Below are 20,215 nucleotides of genomic sequence, written 5' to 3'. Positions count from 1 at the left end.
TATGGCATTTACATCATTGTCAGACTTTATCGCCATGGGCGGTTATAGTTTTTATGTTTGGTTATCTTATGGTGTGTCACTATTGAGCATTATTTTACTCATTACTAATAGTGTATTTAAACGTAAAAAAATATTTCATCAGGTTGAACAACGGTTACAACGCGAACAACGTATTAAAGCAGCTGAAAATAGAGAAGACATTTTATGAATCCAAGACGTAAAAAACGCTTATTAATCACTTCTTCATTAATTGCAGGATTGTCATTAGCGATCGGGTTAACGCTATATGCTTTACAGCAAAATATTGATTTGTTTTACACTCCTAATGAAATTCTGAATGGTAAAAATGAAACAGGTGAAAAGCCTGAAATTGGCCAACGTTTACGTATTGGAGGCATGGTTTTAAATGGCTCTGTTCAACGAAATCCTGAAAGTCTTAAAGTCAGTTTTGATTTAATAGATAATAAAGCAGGGCAAGTAACGGTCTATTTTGATGGTATTTTGCCAGATCTATTTCGTGAAGGTCAGGGGATCGTTGCGCAAGGAGTGTTAAAATCAGAAAATTCAATTGAAGCATTCGAAGTACTTGCTAAACATGATGAAGAATACATGCCGCCAGAAGTCGCTGAAGCGTTGAAAGGTATGGAACATTTAAAAACGGAAAGTGAATTAGCAAAATAAAGCTAATAAAACTTAATTCATAAAAAAAGGGTTAGATTAATGCTTCCTGAAATTGGTCAATTTACTTTAATTTTGGCGTGTGTACTGTCATTTTTACAAATGGTTTATCCATTATATGGTGTTCAAACTGGCCATCAAGGTGCTATTCGTAGCGCTAGAATTCTTACTATTTTACAATTTATCGCCGTTGCTTTTTCTTTTGCAATTTTAGCTTATTCTTTTTTAATTAATGACTTTACGATTGGGTATATTGCGACTAACTCTAACTCTGCAATGCCTTGGTATTTTCGATTGTCTGCCGTATGGGGAGCACATGAAGGGTCATTATTGCTGTGGGTTTTCCTTTTATCAGGGTGGAGCATTGCCGTCGCCTTAATGAGTAAGCGTTTGCCTATTGAGTCAGTGGCTCGAGTGCTTGCAGTATTAGGTTTGTTATCTTTTGGGTTTTATCTGTTTGTTATTTTAACGTCTAATCCTTTCGAACGTACTTTGCCGTATTTCCCGATTGATGGGCGTGATTTAAACCCATTATTACAAGACTTTGGTTTAGTTATTCATCCTCCTATGCTTTATATGGGTTATGTCGGATTCTCTGTTGCCTTCGCTTTTGCTATTGCCGCTTTGCTTGAAGGACGTTTAGATAGTGCTTGGGCTAAATGGTCTCGTCCTTGGACAATGGCCGCATGGGTCTTCTTGACAGTTGGTATTGCACTGGGCAGTTGGTGGGCATACTACGAATTAGGCTGGGGCGGATGGTGGTTCTGGGATCCAGTAGAAAACGCTTCATTTATGCCTTGGTTAGCAGGTACTGCTTTGATCCATTCATTAGCAGTGAGTGAAAAACGTGGTGTCTTTAAATCATGGACTGTATTACTGGCGTTAAGTGCATTTTCATTAAGTTTATTAGGTACTTTCCTCGTTCGTTCTGGTGTATTGGTTTCAGTACATGCGTTTGCTAGTGATCCAACACGTGGTCTATTTATTTTAGGCTTCTTAGTGCTGGTTATTGGCGGTTCATTATTATTGTACGCGATACAAGCTTCAAAAGTGAAAAGCCGTGGACGTTATGAATTAGCATCAAGAGAAAGCATGTTGTTGATCAATAACATCTTGTTAATTGCCGCATTGATCGTGGTGTTATTAGGCACTTTATTACCACTTGTGCATAAAGAGATTGGCTTAGGCAGTATCTCTATCGGCGAACCGTTCTTTAATCGTATGTTTACCATTTTGATTGTGCCATTTTCCTTGTTTTTAGGTGTTGGTTCATTGTTCCGTTGGAAGCGTCAGCAACTAAATGATTTGAAAAAACCGTTATCACTTATTTTAATTTTAAGTGTGCTATCGACGATTGCTTTCTTATTTGTATTTGCACCATTCCTGACTTGGTTAGCAGTATTAGGTACTTTCTTAGGATTTTGGATAATTGTTGCCGTTGTTTACGAAATTTATTTACGTTCAACGCATCGCCATGCATTTAGTAAAGGTGTGATGAAATTAGGTAACAGTCATTGGGCGATGAGTCTTGGGCACCTTGGCTTAGCAGTGATCATTATTGGCATTACCATGACACAAAATTTTTCTATCGAAAAAGATATTAAGTTAGCGGTAGGTGACCATATTACCTTTGAGCATTATGATTTCCACTTCGACCAAGTAAAACCACTTAACGGTCCAAATTATACGGGCACAGTAGGTATTTTTACGGTTAAACAAGATCAAAAACAAATTGCAGTAATGAAAGCGGAAAAACGACTTTATACGGTACAACGTATGCCAATGACAGAAGCGGCTATTGATGCAGGTATAACACGTGACTTGTATATCGCAATGGGTGAACAATTACCTGATGGTGCATGGGCAGTTCGAATTTATTATAAACCGTTTATTCGTTGGATTTGGTTAGGGCCATTAATCATGGCATTTGGTGGCATATTGATGATGTGTGATAGACGTTACCGTAGTAAAAAAGAAAACGCCGATCAGGATCCGATGACGACTGATAAAGAAGGAACAGAGAATGCTTAATAAACGCCGAGTATTAACACTGTTAGTCCCTTTTATCATCTTTATTATAGGCGCTGTATTGTTAGCAACACCATTATTAAAAGGCAGCGATCCAAGTAAATTGGATTCTGCATTGGTCGGACAAACTGTCCCTGCTTTTACTTTACAAGATATTTACGACGAAAATAAACAATATGACGCGAGTATTTTTAAAGGTCAAAAAATGTTGCTAAACGTCTGGGCAACATGGTGCCCAACTTGTTATGCAGAGCACACGTACCTTAATAAATTAGCTAAACAAGGTTTGTATATTGTTGGTATGAATTATAAAGATAATCGTAAAAAAGCAATCCGCTGGTTGAATGATTTAAATGACCCTTACCAAATTAGTTTATTTGACCAAAATGGCATGCTAGGAATGGATCTGGGTGTTTATGGTGCGCCTGAAACCTTTTTAATTGATAGCAAAGGGATCATTCAATACCGTCATGTTGGGGATTTAAATGAGAAGGTTTGGAATGATAAATTGCTTGCAATTTATGAGGGTATGGAATAATGACCTTTAATAAAAACAGTATGTTAATGGCTTTAATGCTTTCTTTTAGCTTAATGTTATTTAGCCATAATAGCCAAGCGGCAATAGATACCTTTGAATTTGATAATGCTCAACAAGAGAAAACTTTTCATGAGTTGACTAAGTTATTACGTTGCCCTAAATGTCAGAACAATAATATTGCAGACTCGAATGCTGAATTAGCAAAAGATCTCCGTAATAAGACATACGAGTTAGTGACACAAGGGCAAACGAAAGAACAAGTCATTGATTATATGGTGGCGCGTTTTGGCAATTTTGTTCGTTATGATCCACCTGTAACACCTATCACCATCTTTTTATGGTTAGGTCCTGCACTGTTTATTATTTTTGGTTTATTGGTTTTGTTTCGACAAATTAAAAAACAACCCACTAAAGCAACCGTTTTAGATACAGAAGAACAAGAAAAGTTACAGAAGTTGTTAAAGCAGCATGTTAAGGATACGAAATAATGATATTACAGTTTGTTATTGCCGCTTTGTTATTGTTGGTGATTTTTAGTGTCGTGATAGCGATTCATTTTACTCGTGATAAATCGAATCAAAGCACGACTCAAGAAAGACGAAATCAACTTAACCATGAGCTTTATGATATTCGTGTTAAAGAAGTTGAAGATGATATTCAGCAAGGCGTGGTCATTGATAAAGACACTATGATTGCTGAACTTCAATACAATTTACTTGATGACATCGATGACACTGTTTCGAGTAAACAAAGTCAGCAAAATAATTCACAGCGTATTTGGATCCCTGGTGTTGTTTTTTTAATACTCGCTAGTCTTAGTTTATATTGGTCAGTGGGGGCGTTTAAAGAAATGAATGATTGGCAGGGAGCATTACAACGTTATCCTGAAATTCACAAAAAATTATTCGAAGATAATGATTCGACACCTAATGAAAAAGAATTAGAAGACCTCATGTTAGGTTTAAGAACACACTTAGAGAATGAACCAAACGATGCTCAAGGCTGGGTGTTATACAGTCGATTAGGACGTGTGTTTAAAGATAAAGAACTCGCATTAGATGCGATTAAAAAAGCCATTCAAGCTGCTCCTAATAATGCAGAAATCGAATTAGAATACATCGAATTAAAAATGAAACTCGGTGATGAGTATTCACAAGCAACAGCAGAGTCGATGTTAAATCGTTTTTTACAGAAATATCCTGATAATTATGAAGGTTGGTCAATGTATGGCTTTATGGCCTTGCAACAGGAAAACTTTGTAGGGGCAATCGAACGTTGGCAAAAAATGTTAGCTTTGGTTGATCAAAGTAGTGAGAAGGCAAGCATGTTAAAAAACAGCATTGCTTATGCTCAAGAGCAATTAGCATTACAGAAACAGCCTGAGCAAGTAGAACAAAAAACCGTATCTGCAGAGCAAAGTGGCGTAGAGCAAAACAATGATGCACCGGCTATTATTGGCGCGGCTTATGAAGTGAATGTTTCGTTGTCAGAGCAAGTTAACTATGCAAAAAATAGCACGTTATTTGTCTATGCTCAGTCAGTGAATGGTTCACCTATGCCTATTGCTGCCATTAAGTTACCTATAAGTACATTCCCTGTGAAGGTTGTTTTGTCTGATGCTAATGCCATGATGCAAGGTATTAAATTAAGTGATCATCCTCAATTTATTATTAAAGCTCGTATATCAGCTGACGGTACAGTGAATAAAGATGTTGGTCAGTGGTCTGGTGAAAGCGGTGTTATTAATGCCGGAGAAGAGAATTTGATTAATATTAAAATTGATCAGCAATCTTAGAATCTCTTTAAATTTATTAATACAAATTTCAACTTAACTATTTAAACTTAACTATTAATAATGAAAACGTAACGGTTAATAATAATCAGCAATACTTGTTATAAGGTAAGTATTGCTGATCTAACACGTTATTTAGTTTATGTTAAAATTGTTTGATTTTGTCATTAATTTATTTTTTAAAGTAAACTAATGACAAAATCAAATAGCAATGACGCTTAATGATTAAAAACACTACTTGGATACTTGATATGTTTATACGACATTTATTATTTGTTTTTTTATTCTCCACTAGTTTTGCAGTATCCGCTCAAACGGTGCAGGGTAACGATTCAACTTATATGAGCGACCCTATCGAACCAGTGAATCGTTTAGTATGGGATTTTAACTATTATGTATTAGATGGTTATATTTATAAACCAGTGACAGAAACCTATGTTGATTGGGTACCTAAAGCCGGACGAGTTGCCATTAATAATATGGTATTAAATCTAGATGAGCCTTCTACTATTGTGAATAACTTATTACAGTTAGAGTTTGGGCATGCGACAGATGCATTATTTCGTTTTACCTTTAATTCAACCTTTGGTTTGTTAGGTTTGTTTGATGTGGCAAAATACGGTGGTGTAGAACGTCGTAGAGAAAGTTTTAGCAATGTTTTAGGTCGTTGGTCTGTTCCACATGGACCTTACTTAATGGTGCCTTTTATAGGACCTCGCAGTACACGTATTTTAGTCGGTAGTGTTGTTGACAGTTTATATTTACCTTACAGTTACTTTGAACTATGGCAAACAGGTGTTGTGATGGGGCTTAATGGTTTAGATGTTCGTGAAGGATTATTAGGTCAAGAAATATTACTTGAACAATCATTAGACCCTTATACTTTTGTAAAAGAAGCTTATATGCAGTTTGAGGCATTTAAATTTAATGCTAATGGTCAAAGTACTGATGATTTTATTCTATTAAAACAGCAAGAATCACAGAAAAAAACCGATGAAAATCTTAGTGATTTCTTAGACGAAATAGATTAACGGTTAGTACCACAATACATATTTAATAACAGGCTCGGAGTGACTATGTCAGTTTCAAATTTAATTACTATCGATGGTCCAAGTGGATCAGGTAAAGGCACGGTATGCCATATCTTAGCTAAAAAATTACAATGGCATTTGTTAGATAGTGGAGCGCTCTACCGTATTCTTGCTTATGCTGCATTAGAAAACAATATCCTGTTAACTGACTCTGAAAAGTTAGCCGATTTAGCCTTAACACTTGATGTTTCTTTTGTGTCAAATGGCAGTGGTGTTGATACCTTATTAGCCGGTAAAAACATCGGTGATAAATTACGTACTGAAGTCGTTGGTCAAGCTGCTTCTGAGGTTGCTTCTATCGAGCTGGTACGATCTGCATTGTTAGCAAGACAAAAAGCATTCTTACAAAAACCAGGTCTAATTGCAGATGGTCGAGACATGGGAACGGTTGTCTTTCCTGAGGCTAAAGTTAAAATTTTCCTCGATGCGAGTGCTGAAGAGCGAGCCCAACGCCGTTTTAATCAGTTGCAAGATAAGGGCTTTAATGTTAGCATCGCGCAAATTTTAAGCGAGATTAAAGAACGTGATTATCGAGACCGTAACCGAGCAATTGCTCCATTACAGCCTGCAGATGATGCATTTGTTATCGATTCTACTGAATTAACTATTAATGAAGTGGTCGAACAAATCCTGACTTTAACTGAACTTAAATTAAAAATTTCAACTGAATAATCAGTTGTTTACTAAAACTACTTTATGGATGAAGTGGTAATCTTTCTTGCCTCCCGTACGAATGGATTGTATGTGGTTGTATAAAATAAGTGTGAATAAATAGATGATGGAATCTTTTGCTGAACTATTTGAAGAATCTCTTCAACAAGTAGAAACTCGCCCAGGAACAATTGTTAAAGGTACAATCGTACGTATTAGCAATAATTTAGTATTCGTTGATGCTGGTCTTAAATCTGAAGCTGCTATCCCAGTTGAAGAATTCAAGAACGCTGCTGGCGAAATTGAAGTTGAAGTTGGCGATGTTTGTGATGTAGCTCTAGACGCTGTAGAAGATGGTTTCGGTGAAACTAAACTTTCTCGCGAAAAAGCTAAACGTCACGAAGCTTGGATCCAGTTAGAAAAAGCGTACGAAGACCAAGAAACTGTTATCGGTGTTATCAACGGTAAAGTTAAAGGTGGTTTCACTGTTGAATTAAACGGTATCCGTGCTTTCCTACCTGGTTCATTAGTTGACGTACGTCCGGTACGTGACACTGCTCACCTTGAAAACAAAGATATTGAATTCAAAGTGATCAAGCTAGACCAAAAACGCAACAACGTTGTTGTATCTCGTCGTGCTGTTATCGAAACTGAAAACAGTGTTGAACGTGATGAACTTCTTGAAAATCTTCAAGAAGGTCAAGAAGTTAAAGGTATCGTTAAGAACCTTACTGACTACGGTGCATTCGTAGACTTAGGCGGCGTAGACGGCCTATTACATATCACAGATATGGCTTGGAAGCGTGTTAAACACCCAAGTGAAATCGTAACTGTTGGTGAAGAAATCAACGTTAAAATCCTTAAGTTTGACCGTGAGCGCACTCGTGTATCTCTAGGTCTTAAGCAATTAGGTGAAGATCCATGGGTTGCAATCGCTAAGCGTTACCCAGAATCAACTCGTCTAACTGGTAAAGTGACAAACTTAACTGATTACGGTTGTTTCGTAGAAATTGAAGAAGGCGTAGAAGGTCTTGTTCACGTTTCTGAAATGGATTGGACTAACAAAAACATCCACCCATCTAAAGTTGTTAACTTAGGTGATATGGCTGAAGTTATGGTTCTAGACATCGACGAAGAACGTCGTCGTATCTCTCTAGGTCTTAAACAGTGTAAAGCTAACCCGTGGGAAGAGTTCTCTTCAACACACGATAAAGGTCAAAAAGTTTCTGGTAAGATTAAATCTATCACTGACTTCGGTATCTTCATCGGTCTTGATGGCAACATCGACGGTCTAGTTCACCTTTCTGACATTAGCTGGGAAGTTGAAGGCGAAAAAGCAGTACTTGATTACAAAAAAGGCGACGAAATCGAAGCTGTTGTATTACAAGTTGACCCAGAGCGCGAACGTATCTCTCTAGGTATCAAGCAAATTGCTGCTGACCCATTCAACAACTACCTAGCAGAATTCAAGAAAGGTACTATTGTTAATGGTACTATTTCTGAAGTTGATGCTAAGGGTGCAACTGTTACTCTTACTGAAGGCGTTGAAGGTTACATCCGTGTTGCTGATATCTCACGTGATCGTATCGAAGATGCATCTACAGTATTAAAAGCTGGTGAGCCTGTTGAAGCTAAATACGTTGGTGTTGATCGCAAAAACCGCGTAATCAGCTTGTCTATCAAAGCTAAAGATGAAGCAGATGAGAAAGATGCTATCGATAGCTTGAAGCAACAAGACGAAGCAAGCATGGGTAATGCAATGCTTGACGCGTTTAACGCTGCTAAAGGCAAATAATTAGATGTGGCTGGTAACGGCCACATTTAAAGCATTAACTGGAGTCTTTTTAATTTGTATTCACATAATACGAGGTAAGTTATGACTAAGTCTGATTTGATCGAAAGACTAACCAGCAAACACTTTCAATTGTCGGTTAAAGAAGTTGAAGATAGCGTGAAAGAAACGTTAACGCTAATGACCAATTCTCTTGCTTCTGGCGAAAGAATTGAAGTTAGAGGTTTTGGTAGTTTTTCACTACATTACCGTGCTCCACGCGTTGGCCGTAACCCTAAAACAGGTGATAAGGTTGAGCTAGGCGGTAAATATGTTCCTCACTTCAAACCGGGTAAAGCATTGAGAGAACGTGTTAATGCGTTAAATGTCTAAATATAAATGGTGCTGAAAAGCACCATTTTTTTAACTTCAATTTCTATCTACTCTTTTCTGAGTATTTATCATCTAACTATACCAATTTGATCACTATCTGAGTCAATAATGTTAAACGATTCATTTCAATGATTTATTCCCTGATTGATTTATAATACACTCATTACTTCTTATTCTTGTGTAGGTATCAGTATGAAACGTTTTCTAACTATATTAATCACAGTGGTGTTTTTTATTGTCGTGATTGTCTTGGGTTTACAAAACCAACAACTTGTCACAATAAACTACCTCATTGCGCAAAATGAATTACGTCTATCCACTTTAATGGCGATTATATTCTCCGTTGGATTTGCTATTGCATTATGTTTTGCGAGTTACTTTTACTTGGCGCAGAAAATGAAAATTCGTCAACTAACTAAATTGAATGTAAAGCAACGTAGAGAGCTTAATGATCTACGTGATAGCATTGAAAAAGATTAACTCTTAGTGCAAGAGATTTTTTTCTTATTGTTACCTGTTGCTGCCTTTTATGGTTGGTATATGGGTGTGCGTAGCGTTTATCAAAAAAAGCAAAAAAAAGGCAACCAATTAAGTCGAGATTACGTTCAAGGTTTAAACTTTTTATTAAACGAACAACCTGACAAAGCCGTCGACCATTTTATTGCTTTACTCGATGTGGATGATGAAACTATTGAAACGCATCTCGCATTAGGTAACTTATTTCGTCAAAACGGCGAAGTAGATCGTGCTATACGTATCCATCAAAATCTTATTGCTCGTCCGTCTTTGACATTAGAGCAGCGTGATTTAGCGATGTTTCAATTAGGAAAAGACTTCTATCATTCAGGCTTGTTTGATCGTAGTGAAGAAATCTTCATTCAACTTAAAGAGTCACCTGAATATAAACAAGCAGCACTAGAAAATTTATTGCTTATTTACCAACAATTAAAAGATTGGCAAGAAGCAATTAATTGCACCGAATTAATGAATAAGATCGATAAATCAAAAGCGAAACCTAGAACGCTATCTTATTTGTACTGCAGTTTAGCTTGCGAAATGAAAAAACCAGAACAACAAAAACAAGCCATTAAGCTATATCAAAAAGCATTAGTGACTTTTCCTAAGTGTATCCGCGCCTGTTTAGCGATGGCTGAATATTATGAACAAAACCAGCAACCAGAAAAAGCGCTTAGTATCCTAGAACAAGTACCTGAGTTAGATATTGACTTCACAGAAGTCATTTTAGAAAACTTATATGCGCTACATAAACAACTGAAGACAGAACAAGAATTAATTACCTATTTACAACGTATTGTTAATTTAGGGGCAGGGGCCAGCGCGGTCATACTATTGGCTAAATTAATTGCTGAGTTTAATAGTGTCGAAAAAGCACAAAATTTTATGCTACAAGAATTACGCCGTAATCCGACCATGAAAGGCTTTAATCATTTAATGACCTATCATTTGCAACTAGCACAGTCTGATAACGAAAAAGAAAGTTTAGTGTTTTTGCATAAGCTAGTAAGTGAACAAATTACATTGAGGCCACAATATCGTTGTCAAAAATGCGGTTATTCGACTAAAAAGCTATTTTGGCAATGTCCATCCTGTAAAAGTTGGGGAAGAATTAAGCCGATCAGAGGCTTAGACGGCGAATAAAATATTGTAACGTCGCATTGATTACAAAACGTAGCATTGATTACAAAACGTAGCATCGATGACACAACGTAGCATTGATGACACAACGTAGCATTGATGACACAACGTAGCATTGATGACACAACGTAGCATTGATGACAAAACGTAGCATTGATGACAAAACGTAGCATTGATGACAAAACGTAGCATTGATGACAAAACGTAGCATTGATGACACAACGTAGCATTGATGACACAACGTAGCATTGATGACAAAACGTAGCATTGATGACAAAACGTAGCATTGATGACAAAACGTAGCATTGATGACAAAACGTAACATTGATGACAAAACGTAACATTGATGACACAACATAGTATTGATTACAAAACTTAATATTGCTTACAAACTGTTTAGATAGGAAAAAAAATGAATCAGCTAACTGATCCTAAAGTTGTTATCGCATTAGATTATGATGACAAACAACAAGCATTGGCTTTTATAGAGCAATTAGATCCAAGTACATGTCGCCTAAAAATCGGTAAAGAAATGTTTACACATTTTGGACCTGAATTTGTACAGCTTGTTGTCGCAAAAGGATTTGACGTATTTTTAGATTTAAAATTTCATGATATTCCAAATACAGTGGCTAAAGCCGTTAAAGCGGCAGCTGATCTTGGTGTATGGATGGTTAACGTACATGCCAGTGGTGGGCGCCGTATGATGGAAGCAGCTAAAGCAATTTTAGAACCTTATGGCGATAAAGCTCCTTTACTAATTGCGGTCACTGTTTTAACCAGTATGGATCAAAGTGATCTAACAGAGTTAGGCATCAACCTGACACCTGCAGAGCAAGTGAAGCGTCTTGCTACATTAACTAAGTCATCAGGCTTAGATGGTGTTGTTTGTTCTTCACATGAAGCGGAAGAACTTAAAGCGTTATTAGGTGCCTCATTTAAATTAATTACACCTGGTATTCGCCCCGCGGGATCAGATGCAGGTGATCAACGTCGTATTAAAACGCCAAAGCAAGCAATCGATAGTGGTTCTGATTATTTAGTGATTGGTCGCCCTATAACACAAGCAACAGATCCTGTTGCAGTACTAAACGATATTAATGCATCATTGAATTAATGTCAGAGAGTTAAGGAAAGATCCTTTTTTATGAAAAAACTTGATATTACTAAATACAAAGCGGACTTTATGCAAAAGTTTGCTTTTGATTTTAAGCAGTGGATGTCTCCTGCAGTTCGTGACTATTACTCTCTTTTTCTTAAAAATGCGCACTATAAACGTGCTCATTTATTGTCATGGGTGAAAGAATATTCAGTTTTAGAAAATGGTCGCTCAGTTAAAGTTGCTCAAAAACCTATTCAAGTTTCATCGGAAGCGCGTGAACTCTATTTATGCCTTCAATCAAGAATTGGTGATGAAGTGCACGTGGGTGAGTGGTTAACGATCAGCCAGAATTGTGTTGACCAGTTTGCAAATGTCACCCGAGATCATCAATGGTTACATAATGATGTTGAACGCGCTGAAAAAGAATCGCCTTTTAAAACTACTATTGCGCATGGATTTTTAACGTTATCTTTATTGCCTTACTTAACCGATAGCGTTGATGCAAGCCGCCCCGCTTATGCGAATGCTAAAATGACCGTTAATTATGGCCTTAACCAAGTACGTTTTCCGTATCCTGTTAAAACGGGTAGTGTGATACGCGCGCACAGTCGTTTAATTAAAGTTTCACCTATCAAACGTGGTTTAGAGATTGAAAAAGAGATCTCAGTTGAAATACAAGGCACACGTCGCCCTGGCTGTGTTGCCGTATCTGTTGTGCGAGTTTACTTCTAAACTAATTAAAATAAGCTATTTTAATTCAATAAGTTAAATTAATATAAACTTATTTTTAAAAGGCGTTAGATCGATAAGATCTAACGCCTTTTTTATTACCTCTAAAAAAATACCACTTTATTTCCAAAAAGCCCTAAAGAAATTATTGAGCGAGTCGATACAGTTATTAAGTCTGAACATCGACTGTTTTAAAAATGAACCGTTGCTTTACTTCATTAATATCAACAACAGAAAGTAAGCAAAATAAACAATAGTTTAAAAACATAGTTTAAAAGCATAGTTTAAAAAAATAGTTGAAAAACATTAAAGTTATTTTTTAAGCGGTCGATAAAGAATATATGCACCAACAAATACTTAATCCTAACTTCACTCAGCGAAGTTAGGGAACAAATAAACCAAGGAGCTCATCATGGCATCAGTAGTAAACACAAATGTAATGTCGCTTAATGCACAACGTCAATTAGGCAAAACACAAATGGCGTCTAACGAAGCAATGGAACGTCTATCTTCTGGTTTGCGTATTAACAGCGCAAAAGATGATGCAGCCGGCCTTGCGATTTCAACCAATATGAATTCTCAAATCACAGGTTTGAATCAAGCAGTACGTAACTCAAATGACGGTATCTCAATGGCACAAACTGCCGAGGGTGCGATGGATGAAATGACCAATATCCTACAACGTATGCGTGAATTATCGGTTCAATCTGCCAATGATACAAACTCTGCAGAAAACCGTGGTGCAATTCAAGAAGAGGTCGATCAACTACACCAAGAACTTGACCGTATTGCAGATACAACAGAGTTTAATGGTAAGAAATTACTAGATGGTACTATGGGGTCAACTACCTTACAAATTGGTGCTAACGAAGGTCAAACATTGAGTTTTTCAATTGATTCTGTAACAACAAATGATCTTGGTTTGAATGGTGGTTTAAACAAAGATGAATTAAATAGTGGACGTGTTACTGCAGTAACAACGGGTACTGCTGGCGATCTATTAATTAATGGTGTTGATGTGGCTGCTTCTGACAGCGCTTCTGCAACTGATATTGCTAAAGCGATTAACTTAGATACTGCTGAAAGTGGTGTTACAGCAAGCGCATACAACGTTGTTCAAGGTGACCATGAAAGTACTACTGTTGATGGTATTACAAGTGGTATGTCGATTCAAGTTGGGACTGGTGCAGCAGTTGAACTAGGGGCAACGTCTTCTATGGATAACTTAGTAGAAACGATTAATCGTGATGTAGAGGGGGTGAATGCTTCTATAGGTGATGATGGTGAACTCATTATGACTAATGATACAGGGGAAGATATCACTGTTGCTGTGGGAACGGGAGGCGATATTGCCGGTTCTGGTATTGCAGCTGGTACATATAGTGGTTATCTAGCTTTAGATAGTGTTTCTGATGAACCAATTGCTGTTACAGGTACTGCTGCAGGTTTAGCTGTTGGTGGATTTGAAAAATCAAATGGTGCAGACTCAATGGTAGTTGCAACTGCCGGTGCTGGTGCTTTCACTGATGCTGATGCACTCACTATTAATGGTGTTGAAATCGCAGCTTCTACTGCTGCTTCTCCTGCGGATATAGCTGCACATATAAATTCATATAGTGATCAAACAGGTGTTACATTAAGTGCTGATGCTTTAACATTCTCAGCTGAACCTGGTAAGGGAATCGAAATCGGCTCAAATGCGGCAACTCAAACTGAACGTACAGCTGCACTGGCTAAGCTTGGATTGACAACTGAAATGGGTGGTAAACAAATAGATTCATTAGGCACAAACGTATCAACGATGGCTGGTGCTTCAAGTACGATCACTAAAGTTGATGATGCGTTAGCTCAAATCAGTGCTTCACGTGCGGGTCTAGGTGCGATTCAAAACCGTTTAGATTCAACTATCTCTAACTTAGAGAATGTTTCTCAAAATCTATCTGCCTCTAACTCTCGTATTCAAGATGCCGATTTTGCTGCTGAAACCTCTAACATGAGTAAAGCGCAAATCTTACAACAAGCGGGTACGTCAATCCTTTCACAAGCTAACTCATCTGCACAAAGTGTACTTTCACTACTTGGTTAAGCCACTAGGGTAAGCTAAGTAATTGATTTAAAGCCCCCTAGTGATAGGGGGCTTTTTTGCTTAATAGAGATACTGAAAGAGGTTGATTATGTCAGAACTCAATATCACTAATCCTGTCATGGGAAATCAAACGGTAAACACCGAAAAACCAATAGACGCTACAATACAATCAACAGCATCATCGACAAAAGAATCTGCTGCATCTTCCGTTTTAACAATAGGTAATGATGTAGATAAAATAGAAAAAGCGACTGCTGCTTCTGATCAGCGTGAAAATAATGAAGAAACCAAGGTGCTCACTGCAGATGAAATATCTGAAACAGTAGAAGAGATGAATAGTTTTTTACAGGAAATGAAGCGAAACTTATCTTTTTCGGTGGATGAGGATTTAGGTAAAAATGTTATTACGGTTAAAGACACTGAAAATGATGAAGTTATTCGCCAGATTCCATCAGAAGATTTAATGGTATTACGTAAAAAAATGGATGATGTTGCCGGTATTTTATTTGATACTAAGGTTTGACTTTTAGCATTACGTTTTAGCTTTCATTTCTCTTAGTTATTTTATGCGATAGATTTTAGTTTTTACCTTGGTTTGATATTACAGCGCTATATTAACTACCTATATTAAGCGTTTATATTAATTCGTTAATTCGTTTACTGAACTAAGTTAAATTGACTTTACAGTTAGTAAGATGGCTTGTTTTTTGCATTTCATATTAAGTTAATAACTTAACTGCTTTATAAGCATAAACTATAAAGCGTTAATAACATCAATAACGCACAAAGAAATAATACATTAGATTCAGTGAATGATTAAGGAACAACAATGACTTCAATTACATCAACAGGTTTAGGCTCTGGACTTGATATCAATAGTATTGTCACAGCCATTGTTGCTGCCGAGCAAGATCCCGCTGCCGCTTCTTTATTAGCGGATGCCACTGAAGCGACCGAAATGATTTCAGCTTTTGGTACTATTAACAGTGCGTTGTCTGATTTTCAAGATTCCTATTCAGACCTGTCTCGAGCGTCCACTTTTTCTGCTACTAGTTCAACGAGTAGTGATGAGTCTATTATAAGTGCAACACTCGGTATCGGTGCTGCAACGGGTAGCTGGAGTTTTGAGGTTGAACAACAAGCTCAAGCACAAAGTATTGTTTCCTCGTCTGCCAATTCTTATTCTGAAGCAACGTCTGAAATTGGCACTGGCACCATTAGTTTTAGCTACGGCACTTATGAAGATGATGGTTCTTTCTCAATTAACCCTGATAAAGCGGTTGAAACCTTAACCATTGATCCCGCTAATAACTCGCTTGATAAAATGCGAGATGCGATTAACGAGGGTGATTATAGTGTGTCAGCTTCTATTATCAATGATGGTACTAATTACCGTTTAATATTAACCAATAAAGAAACCGGCGCAGAGAACGCTCTGCAAATAACCGTTGCTGATGATGATGGTGATAATGTAGATGCCTCAGGTCTTTCTTCGTTGACTTACTCTAGTAGTGTCAAGCATATGGACGAAACCACTGTCGCTCAAGATGCTAAAATCATGATGAATGGCATTGAAATTACTCGACCAACCAATGATATAGCAAACGTGATTGAAGGGGTAACGCTCAACGTTGGTGGTAAAACTGAAGTGGGAAGCACTGTTTCTTTAACTATTAGCCCAGATAACAGTACCGTTGAAGAGCAAATTAATGCATTTGTTGAAAACTATAATAGCACGATCGCACAAATGAATACCTTGAGCGCCTATGGTGCGGACTCAGAAAGCAATGGCATACTAAGTGGCGATTCAACGGTACGTAATATTAAAAATCAAATGCGTGGTATTTTAAATACTTCTATATCTCATCTTGATGGTGCAGTGCGTAGTTTTGCTGATATCGGCATGCTAACCAATCGAGATGGAACGTTATCAATCGATTCGGAAACATTAAGTAATGTGATGGCTTCTGATATGGAAAGCCTTGCCGAATTTTTTACTGCGTCAGGTGGCGCATCAGATTCATTTATTGATTATGAAAGTAAAAGTAGCTTTACGATACCAGGCGCCTACGATATCGAGGTTACTAAATTAGCGACTCAAGGTGCATTAACGGGGTCATCTTCTTTCTCTGTGCCATTAACGATAGATTCAAGTAATGATACTTTTAAAATGCGTTTAGATGGCTTTTTATCTGATGATATTACGTTAACGTCGAAGACGTATAACACCATTGAAGAGTTTACCACTGAGCTTCAATCTAAAATTAATTCAGATACTAATTTTGTAGAGAATGGGCTCAATGCAAGCATTCTTGAAAGTGCAGGTATGTTGTCAATGACCTCCAATAGTTACGGCTCCTCTTCAACGGTTGCAATAACCGAAATTGAAGATGCTAGCTTTTTTGCTTCAGCATTAGGTTTATCTGTTGCTGGAGGCATTAATGGTGAGGATGTAGAAGGGTTAATTGATGGAAATGTTGCATTAGGTGATGGCCAGTCGCTGTTATCTGATATAGGCGATTCAAAAGGCCTGCAAGCCGTTATTACTGGTGGCGGCTTAGGTAATAGAGGAACTGTTTCTTATTCTCAAGGAATAAGTTCATTATTAGACAATACGTTAGATGGCATTATTGACTCTAATGTCAGTGCAACCGATGGTGATATCAGTAGTAGTGGTTCGACTATTGATAGTAAGTTAGATTCGTTATACAAAGAAATTACCTCATTGGAAGAGCAAGAGGTCACCTTAAATTATAGAATGGATAACTTGGAAGAACGTTTATATACGCAGTTTAATGCCATGGATATTGCGGTGTCTAACTTAAACTCGTTAATGGATTACTTAGATTCGGCTTTAGACTCATTACCTGGCTATACAAATAATAATTAATCGTTTTTTGGCGAATTAGATAAAACGAGTAAAGACAATTATTTATAGGGGCAATAAATATTGATTCATTCCCTTTACTCGTATTTAATATTAAAATTAGCATTGGATTTTTAATATATTCAAAACACAGTAAAACAATACTATTTATAGGCTTTTATCTTCTTTTTGTTACGTTGCAACATTAATGATTTTTCTTTAAGTTGCTTGGTGCATTGGTCTGCTCTATTTTGTAACTCTTTTACCATTACTTTCAAACGTTTCAATGACTCAATGACGGTTAATAAGTCCTCTTCTGAGTAGCTATTTAAACAGTCTTTAACTTGATCTCCAAAAAGATTTTGCTGTTGCAAAAAAAGTTCATGCTCTTCATCATCAAGTAGTTGATTTAGCTTTTTATCAAACTCGAATAAGATTTCAATTTTGGCTTGGATATTCGTCATTGTTACCTCTACTAACGCGCTTTGTTAGCGATGATTCTTTTGAACGATGTTACTGTTAACGACTATATTGTTGACGTATATCCAGAGGAATACCATCCCAACCCGATTTTATTTCTGTGATTAGTTTAAGGACCTCGGTTAAAGGATCTGCACTGTTTTTTCGTGTTGCTTGGTTAACTTGACGTATCATATAAGCGTATAAGTCATAAAGGTTCGTTGATATTTCACCTCCTTTCTTCATATCTAAGCTGTTTTGTAACTCGCCTATTAAACCGATAACTCTGGTTAACATTTTATTTCTATTTTCTATGTCTTTACGCTCAATCGCTCCTTTAGCACCGGCTAAATTTCCTTGTATATGCTGCATTATTAAAGAAATCAAAGTATGTGGATCTGCTTGTTCGATATTATTTAAGTTTGAGTTTTGGTATTTTTGGACCGAGCCGCGCATAGTACTTTCCTTGAAAAAAATTAATCTATTGTTATCAGCATGCTTTTACAGTTTGTAAATGCACTTTTATTTATTATTGTTTTTTATTTTTGAGATTCTTTGATCTCTCGCTTACTTAATTGTTCAACATCGTCACCTTTATGACAATATAAATAGCAATACTATTAACTAAGCAATATTTGAGCCTATTATTTTTATCGGTTATTTTACCTATTACTTTAGAAGTATTTTATTAAATGCTAAAATTAATGTGCCATTTTATAGTCATTGTCATATTTTTGACGATTTTTAATACAAATATAAAAAAATACTCTACACTGATGCTAGTTTAATTTTTATGGATATTGATTATGCAGCAAAGACAGCCTATTTATTTAGTTGATACAACAACGCAACAAACTGAAATATTACAAACTGTTTTACACTTTGTAGGTGAATCTTATCTAACTGTTAATGTTGAGGAACTAGGTAAACACGTAAATCAATTATCCCCTTCAGCGGTGATTTATAGTAACCAAGAGAATAACCTTTCTTCAATTGTTGCCAATTTCCCGAAGGTGCCATTTATTAGTTTAGCTGGAGAAGTAGACAATACTAATAGTAACCATATTGGCGTGCTTAATTTACCTATTGTTTATTCTGAATTAACGCAGTTATTGCATTACTGTCAAACTTTTCAAATCCCTAATCATCAATTAAATAAAGCCAATAAATATTTGATTTCTTCTTTAGTTGGTAAAGGTTTACGTATTCAAGAAATTCGCTATTTAGTGGAACAAGTGGCAGAAAGTAATGCGAATGTTTTAGTGTTGGGTGAATCAGGAACAGGTAAAGAGGTTGTTGCTCGCGCAATTCATGAAGTCTCTAATCGTAACAAAGGTCCTTTTGTACCTGTTAACTGTGGTGCCATACCCGCTGAGTTATTAGAAAGTGAATTATTTGGTCATGAGAAAGGGGCTTTTACAGGTGCATTTACTGCTCGTAAAGGTCGTTTTGAACTAGCTGAAGGCGGTACGCTGTTTTTGGATGAAATTGGTGATATGCCAATGCCCATGCAAGTTAAATTGTTACGAGTGCTACAAGAAAGAACTTTTGAACGTGTTGGTGGTACTAAATCATTACAAGCTGATGTGCGTATTATTGCTGCGACACATCGTAATTTGGAAGATATGATCATCGCTGGAACATTCCGAGAAGACTTATTCTACCGTTTAAATGTATTCCCAATTGAAAAACCTGCATTACGAGATCGCCAAGAAGATATTCCACTTCTTTTACAAGAGTTATTATCTCGCTTAGAAGTTGAACATAAAGCAACATTGCGTTTTACTCAGCGTGCGTTAGAGTCGTTAATGCAACATAGTTGGCCTGGTAATATACGTGAATTATCTAACTTATTAGAGCGCTTGCTGATATTACATAGCAATAAGATTATTGATATTAATGAGTTACCTGTTAAATATCGCTATCTTGATGATCAAGGCGTAATGGTTGAACATGTTCAATATAACCCTGAAGAAGAAGCACTACTGGAACGTGATGCTTTGTCGGGTATGTTTGGAGATGCGCCGATTTTATCTGACGAAAGTGACGAAGAGTCGCAAGGTTTTTTAGGGAATTTACCTGCTGAAGGAATGAATTTAAAAAATAAATTGGTTGAATTTGAAATGGAAATGATTCGTCAAGCAATTGATTCACAAGATGGTGTGGTATCACATGCTGCTGAGTTGTTATCTATGCGCCGTACGACGTTAGTCGAAAAAATGAAAAAGTATGGATTAAATAAAGAAGGCTAGCTCACTTACCTTTTTTCATCTCTAAAAATAGACCTAAAAATACATCTAAAAAACCGTGTAATGTTAATAGATTACACGGTTTTTTTCTGTCATTTTTATGGCGGGTTACTTTTATTTTTCTGT

Annotated in this window: 20 protein-coding genes; 18 read left to right on the top strand and 2 right to left on the bottom strand. The window is 36.7% G+C overall.

Features of this window, described 5'->3' with window-relative positions:
- The first annotated feature begins 1 nt into the window (after position 1).
- The 17 genes from ccmD to fliD all read left to right on the top strand — a co-directional run bounded on the left by ccmD (position 2) and on the right by fliD (position 17,405).
- Positions 2 to 208 (top strand): heme exporter protein CcmD, encoded by a 207-nt coding sequence (gene ccmD / locus SP041_RS07430; protein WP_025564967.1) that lies wholly within the window; start codon positions 2 to 4, stop codon positions 206 to 208.
- Positions 205 to 681 (top strand): cytochrome c maturation protein CcmE, encoded by a 477-nt coding sequence (ccmE, locus tag SP041_RS07425; RefSeq protein WP_025564966.1) that lies wholly within the window; start codon positions 205 to 207, stop codon positions 679 to 681. Before ccmD ends, ccmE begins: the two co-directional genes overlap by 4 nt.
- A 39-nt stretch (positions 682 to 720) precedes the next feature.
- Entirely contained in the window at positions 721 to 2,709 is a 1,989-nt protein-coding gene (locus SP041_RS07420; protein WP_025564965.1) for a heme lyase CcmF/NrfE family subunit, read from the top strand.
- The gene (locus SP041_RS07415; protein WP_025564964.1) at positions 2,702 to 3,244 is read left to right on the top strand and encodes a DsbE family thiol:disulfide interchange protein; all 543 of its coding nucleotides are present in this window, start codon (positions 2,702 to 2,704) and stop codon (positions 3,242 to 3,244) included. Before SP041_RS07420 ends, SP041_RS07415 begins: the two co-directional genes overlap by 8 nt.
- Positions 3,244 to 3,732 (top strand): cytochrome c-type biogenesis protein, encoded by a 489-nt coding sequence (locus SP041_RS07410; protein ID WP_205961182.1) that lies wholly within the window; start codon positions 3,244 to 3,246, stop codon positions 3,730 to 3,732. The genes SP041_RS07415 and SP041_RS07410 overlap by 1 nt, the downstream gene beginning before the upstream one ends.
- The gene (ccmI, locus tag SP041_RS07405; protein ID WP_025564961.1) at positions 3,732 to 5,039 is read left to right on the top strand and encodes a c-type cytochrome biogenesis protein CcmI; all 1,308 of its coding nucleotides are present in this window, start codon (positions 3,732 to 3,734) and stop codon (positions 5,037 to 5,039) included. The genes SP041_RS07410 and ccmI overlap by 1 nt, the downstream gene beginning before the upstream one ends.
- A gap of 218 nt (positions 5,040 to 5,257) precedes the next feature.
- Positions 5,258 to 6,067, top strand: coding sequence for a VacJ family lipoprotein (locus SP041_RS07400; protein ID WP_081695404.1), 810 nt, complete (start codon positions 5,258 to 5,260; stop codon positions 6,065 to 6,067).
- A 45-nt stretch (positions 6,068 to 6,112) separates the two neighbouring features.
- Positions 6,113 to 6,799 carry a (d)CMP kinase gene (gene cmk / locus SP041_RS07395; RefSeq protein WP_025564959.1) on the top strand — a complete coding sequence of 229 codons (687 nt, stop codon included), beginning with the start codon at positions 6,113 to 6,115 and terminating at the stop codon, positions 6,797 to 6,799.
- Between the two features lie 103 nt (positions 6,800 to 6,902).
- On the top strand, positions 6,903 to 8,573 hold the full coding sequence (gene rpsA / locus SP041_RS07390; RefSeq protein ID WP_025564958.1) for a 30S ribosomal protein S1: 1,671 nt from the start codon (positions 6,903 to 6,905) through the stop codon (positions 8,571 to 8,573).
- 81 nt (positions 8,574 to 8,654) lie between these two features.
- Positions 8,655 to 8,942 carry an integration host factor subunit beta gene (ihfB, locus tag SP041_RS07385; RefSeq protein WP_025564957.1) on the top strand — a complete coding sequence of 96 codons (288 nt, stop codon included), beginning with the start codon at positions 8,655 to 8,657 and terminating at the stop codon, positions 8,940 to 8,942.
- Between the two features lie 192 nt (positions 8,943 to 9,134).
- The gene (locus tag SP041_RS07380; protein ID WP_025564956.1) at positions 9,135 to 9,422 is read left to right on the top strand and encodes a lipopolysaccharide assembly protein LapA domain-containing protein; all 288 of its coding nucleotides are present in this window, start codon (positions 9,135 to 9,137) and stop codon (positions 9,420 to 9,422) included.
- A 6-nt stretch (positions 9,423 to 9,428) separates the two neighbouring features.
- Complete coding sequence (lapB, locus tag SP041_RS07375) at positions 9,429 to 10,601, top strand: lipopolysaccharide assembly protein LapB (RefSeq protein WP_025564955.1); 1,173 nt, start codon at positions 9,429 to 9,431, stop codon at positions 10,599 to 10,601.
- Positions 10,602 to 11,010: 409 nt separating this feature from the next.
- On the top strand, positions 11,011 to 11,715 hold the full coding sequence (gene pyrF / locus SP041_RS07370) for an orotidine-5'-phosphate decarboxylase (RefSeq protein ID WP_025563171.1): 705 nt from the start codon (positions 11,011 to 11,013) through the stop codon (positions 11,713 to 11,715).
- A gap of 30 nt (positions 11,716 to 11,745) precedes the next feature.
- The gene (locus SP041_RS07365; protein ID WP_025563172.1) at positions 11,746 to 12,432 is read left to right on the top strand and encodes a MaoC family dehydratase; all 687 of its coding nucleotides are present in this window, start codon (positions 11,746 to 11,748) and stop codon (positions 12,430 to 12,432) included.
- Between the two features lie 409 nt (positions 12,433 to 12,841).
- Positions 12,842 to 14,515 (top strand): flagellin, encoded by a 1,674-nt coding sequence (locus SP041_RS21350; protein ID WP_025563173.1) that lies wholly within the window; start codon positions 12,842 to 12,844, stop codon positions 14,513 to 14,515.
- 88 nt (positions 14,516 to 14,603) lie between these two features.
- Entirely contained in the window at positions 14,604 to 15,038 is a 435-nt protein-coding gene (locus tag SP041_RS07355; protein WP_025563174.1) for a flagellar protein FlaG, read from the top strand.
- A gap of 306 nt (positions 15,039 to 15,344) precedes the next feature.
- Positions 15,345 to 17,405: a flagellar filament capping protein FliD gene (gene fliD, locus SP041_RS07350; protein ID WP_025563175.1), complete on the top strand. Its 2,061-nt coding sequence runs from the start codon at positions 15,345 to 15,347 to the stop codon at positions 17,403 to 17,405.
- Between the two features lie 140 nt (positions 17,406 to 17,545).
- On the opposite strand, the gene SP041_RS07345 is transcribed toward fliD, so the two are convergent.
- Both SP041_RS07345 and fliS read right to left on the bottom strand, forming a co-directional pair.
- A complete protein-coding gene (locus SP041_RS07345) occupies positions 17,546 to 17,845 on the bottom strand; it encodes a hypothetical protein (RefSeq protein WP_025563176.1) in 300 nt (99 codons plus the stop codon).
- Positions 17,846 to 17,900: 55 nt separating this feature from the next.
- Complete coding sequence (gene fliS, locus SP041_RS07340; protein ID WP_025563177.1) at positions 17,901 to 18,296, bottom strand: flagellar export chaperone FliS; 396 nt, start codon at positions 18,294 to 18,296, stop codon at positions 17,901 to 17,903.
- Between the two features lie 350 nt (positions 18,297 to 18,646).
- On the opposite strand from fliS, the gene SP041_RS07335 reads away from it, so the two are divergent.
- Entirely contained in the window at positions 18,647 to 20,092 is a 1,446-nt protein-coding gene (locus tag SP041_RS07335) for a sigma-54-dependent Fis family transcriptional regulator (RefSeq protein ID WP_025563178.1), read from the top strand.
- The last annotated feature ends 123 nt before the right edge of the window (positions 20,093 to 20,215 follow it).

The sequence above is a fragment of the Psychromonas sp. SP041 genome, assembly GCF_000470315.2.
Taxonomy (GTDB): Bacteria; Pseudomonadota; Gammaproteobacteria; order Enterobacterales; family Psychromonadaceae; genus Psychromonas.
This window is presented reverse-complemented; position numbering and strand designations above follow the sequence as displayed.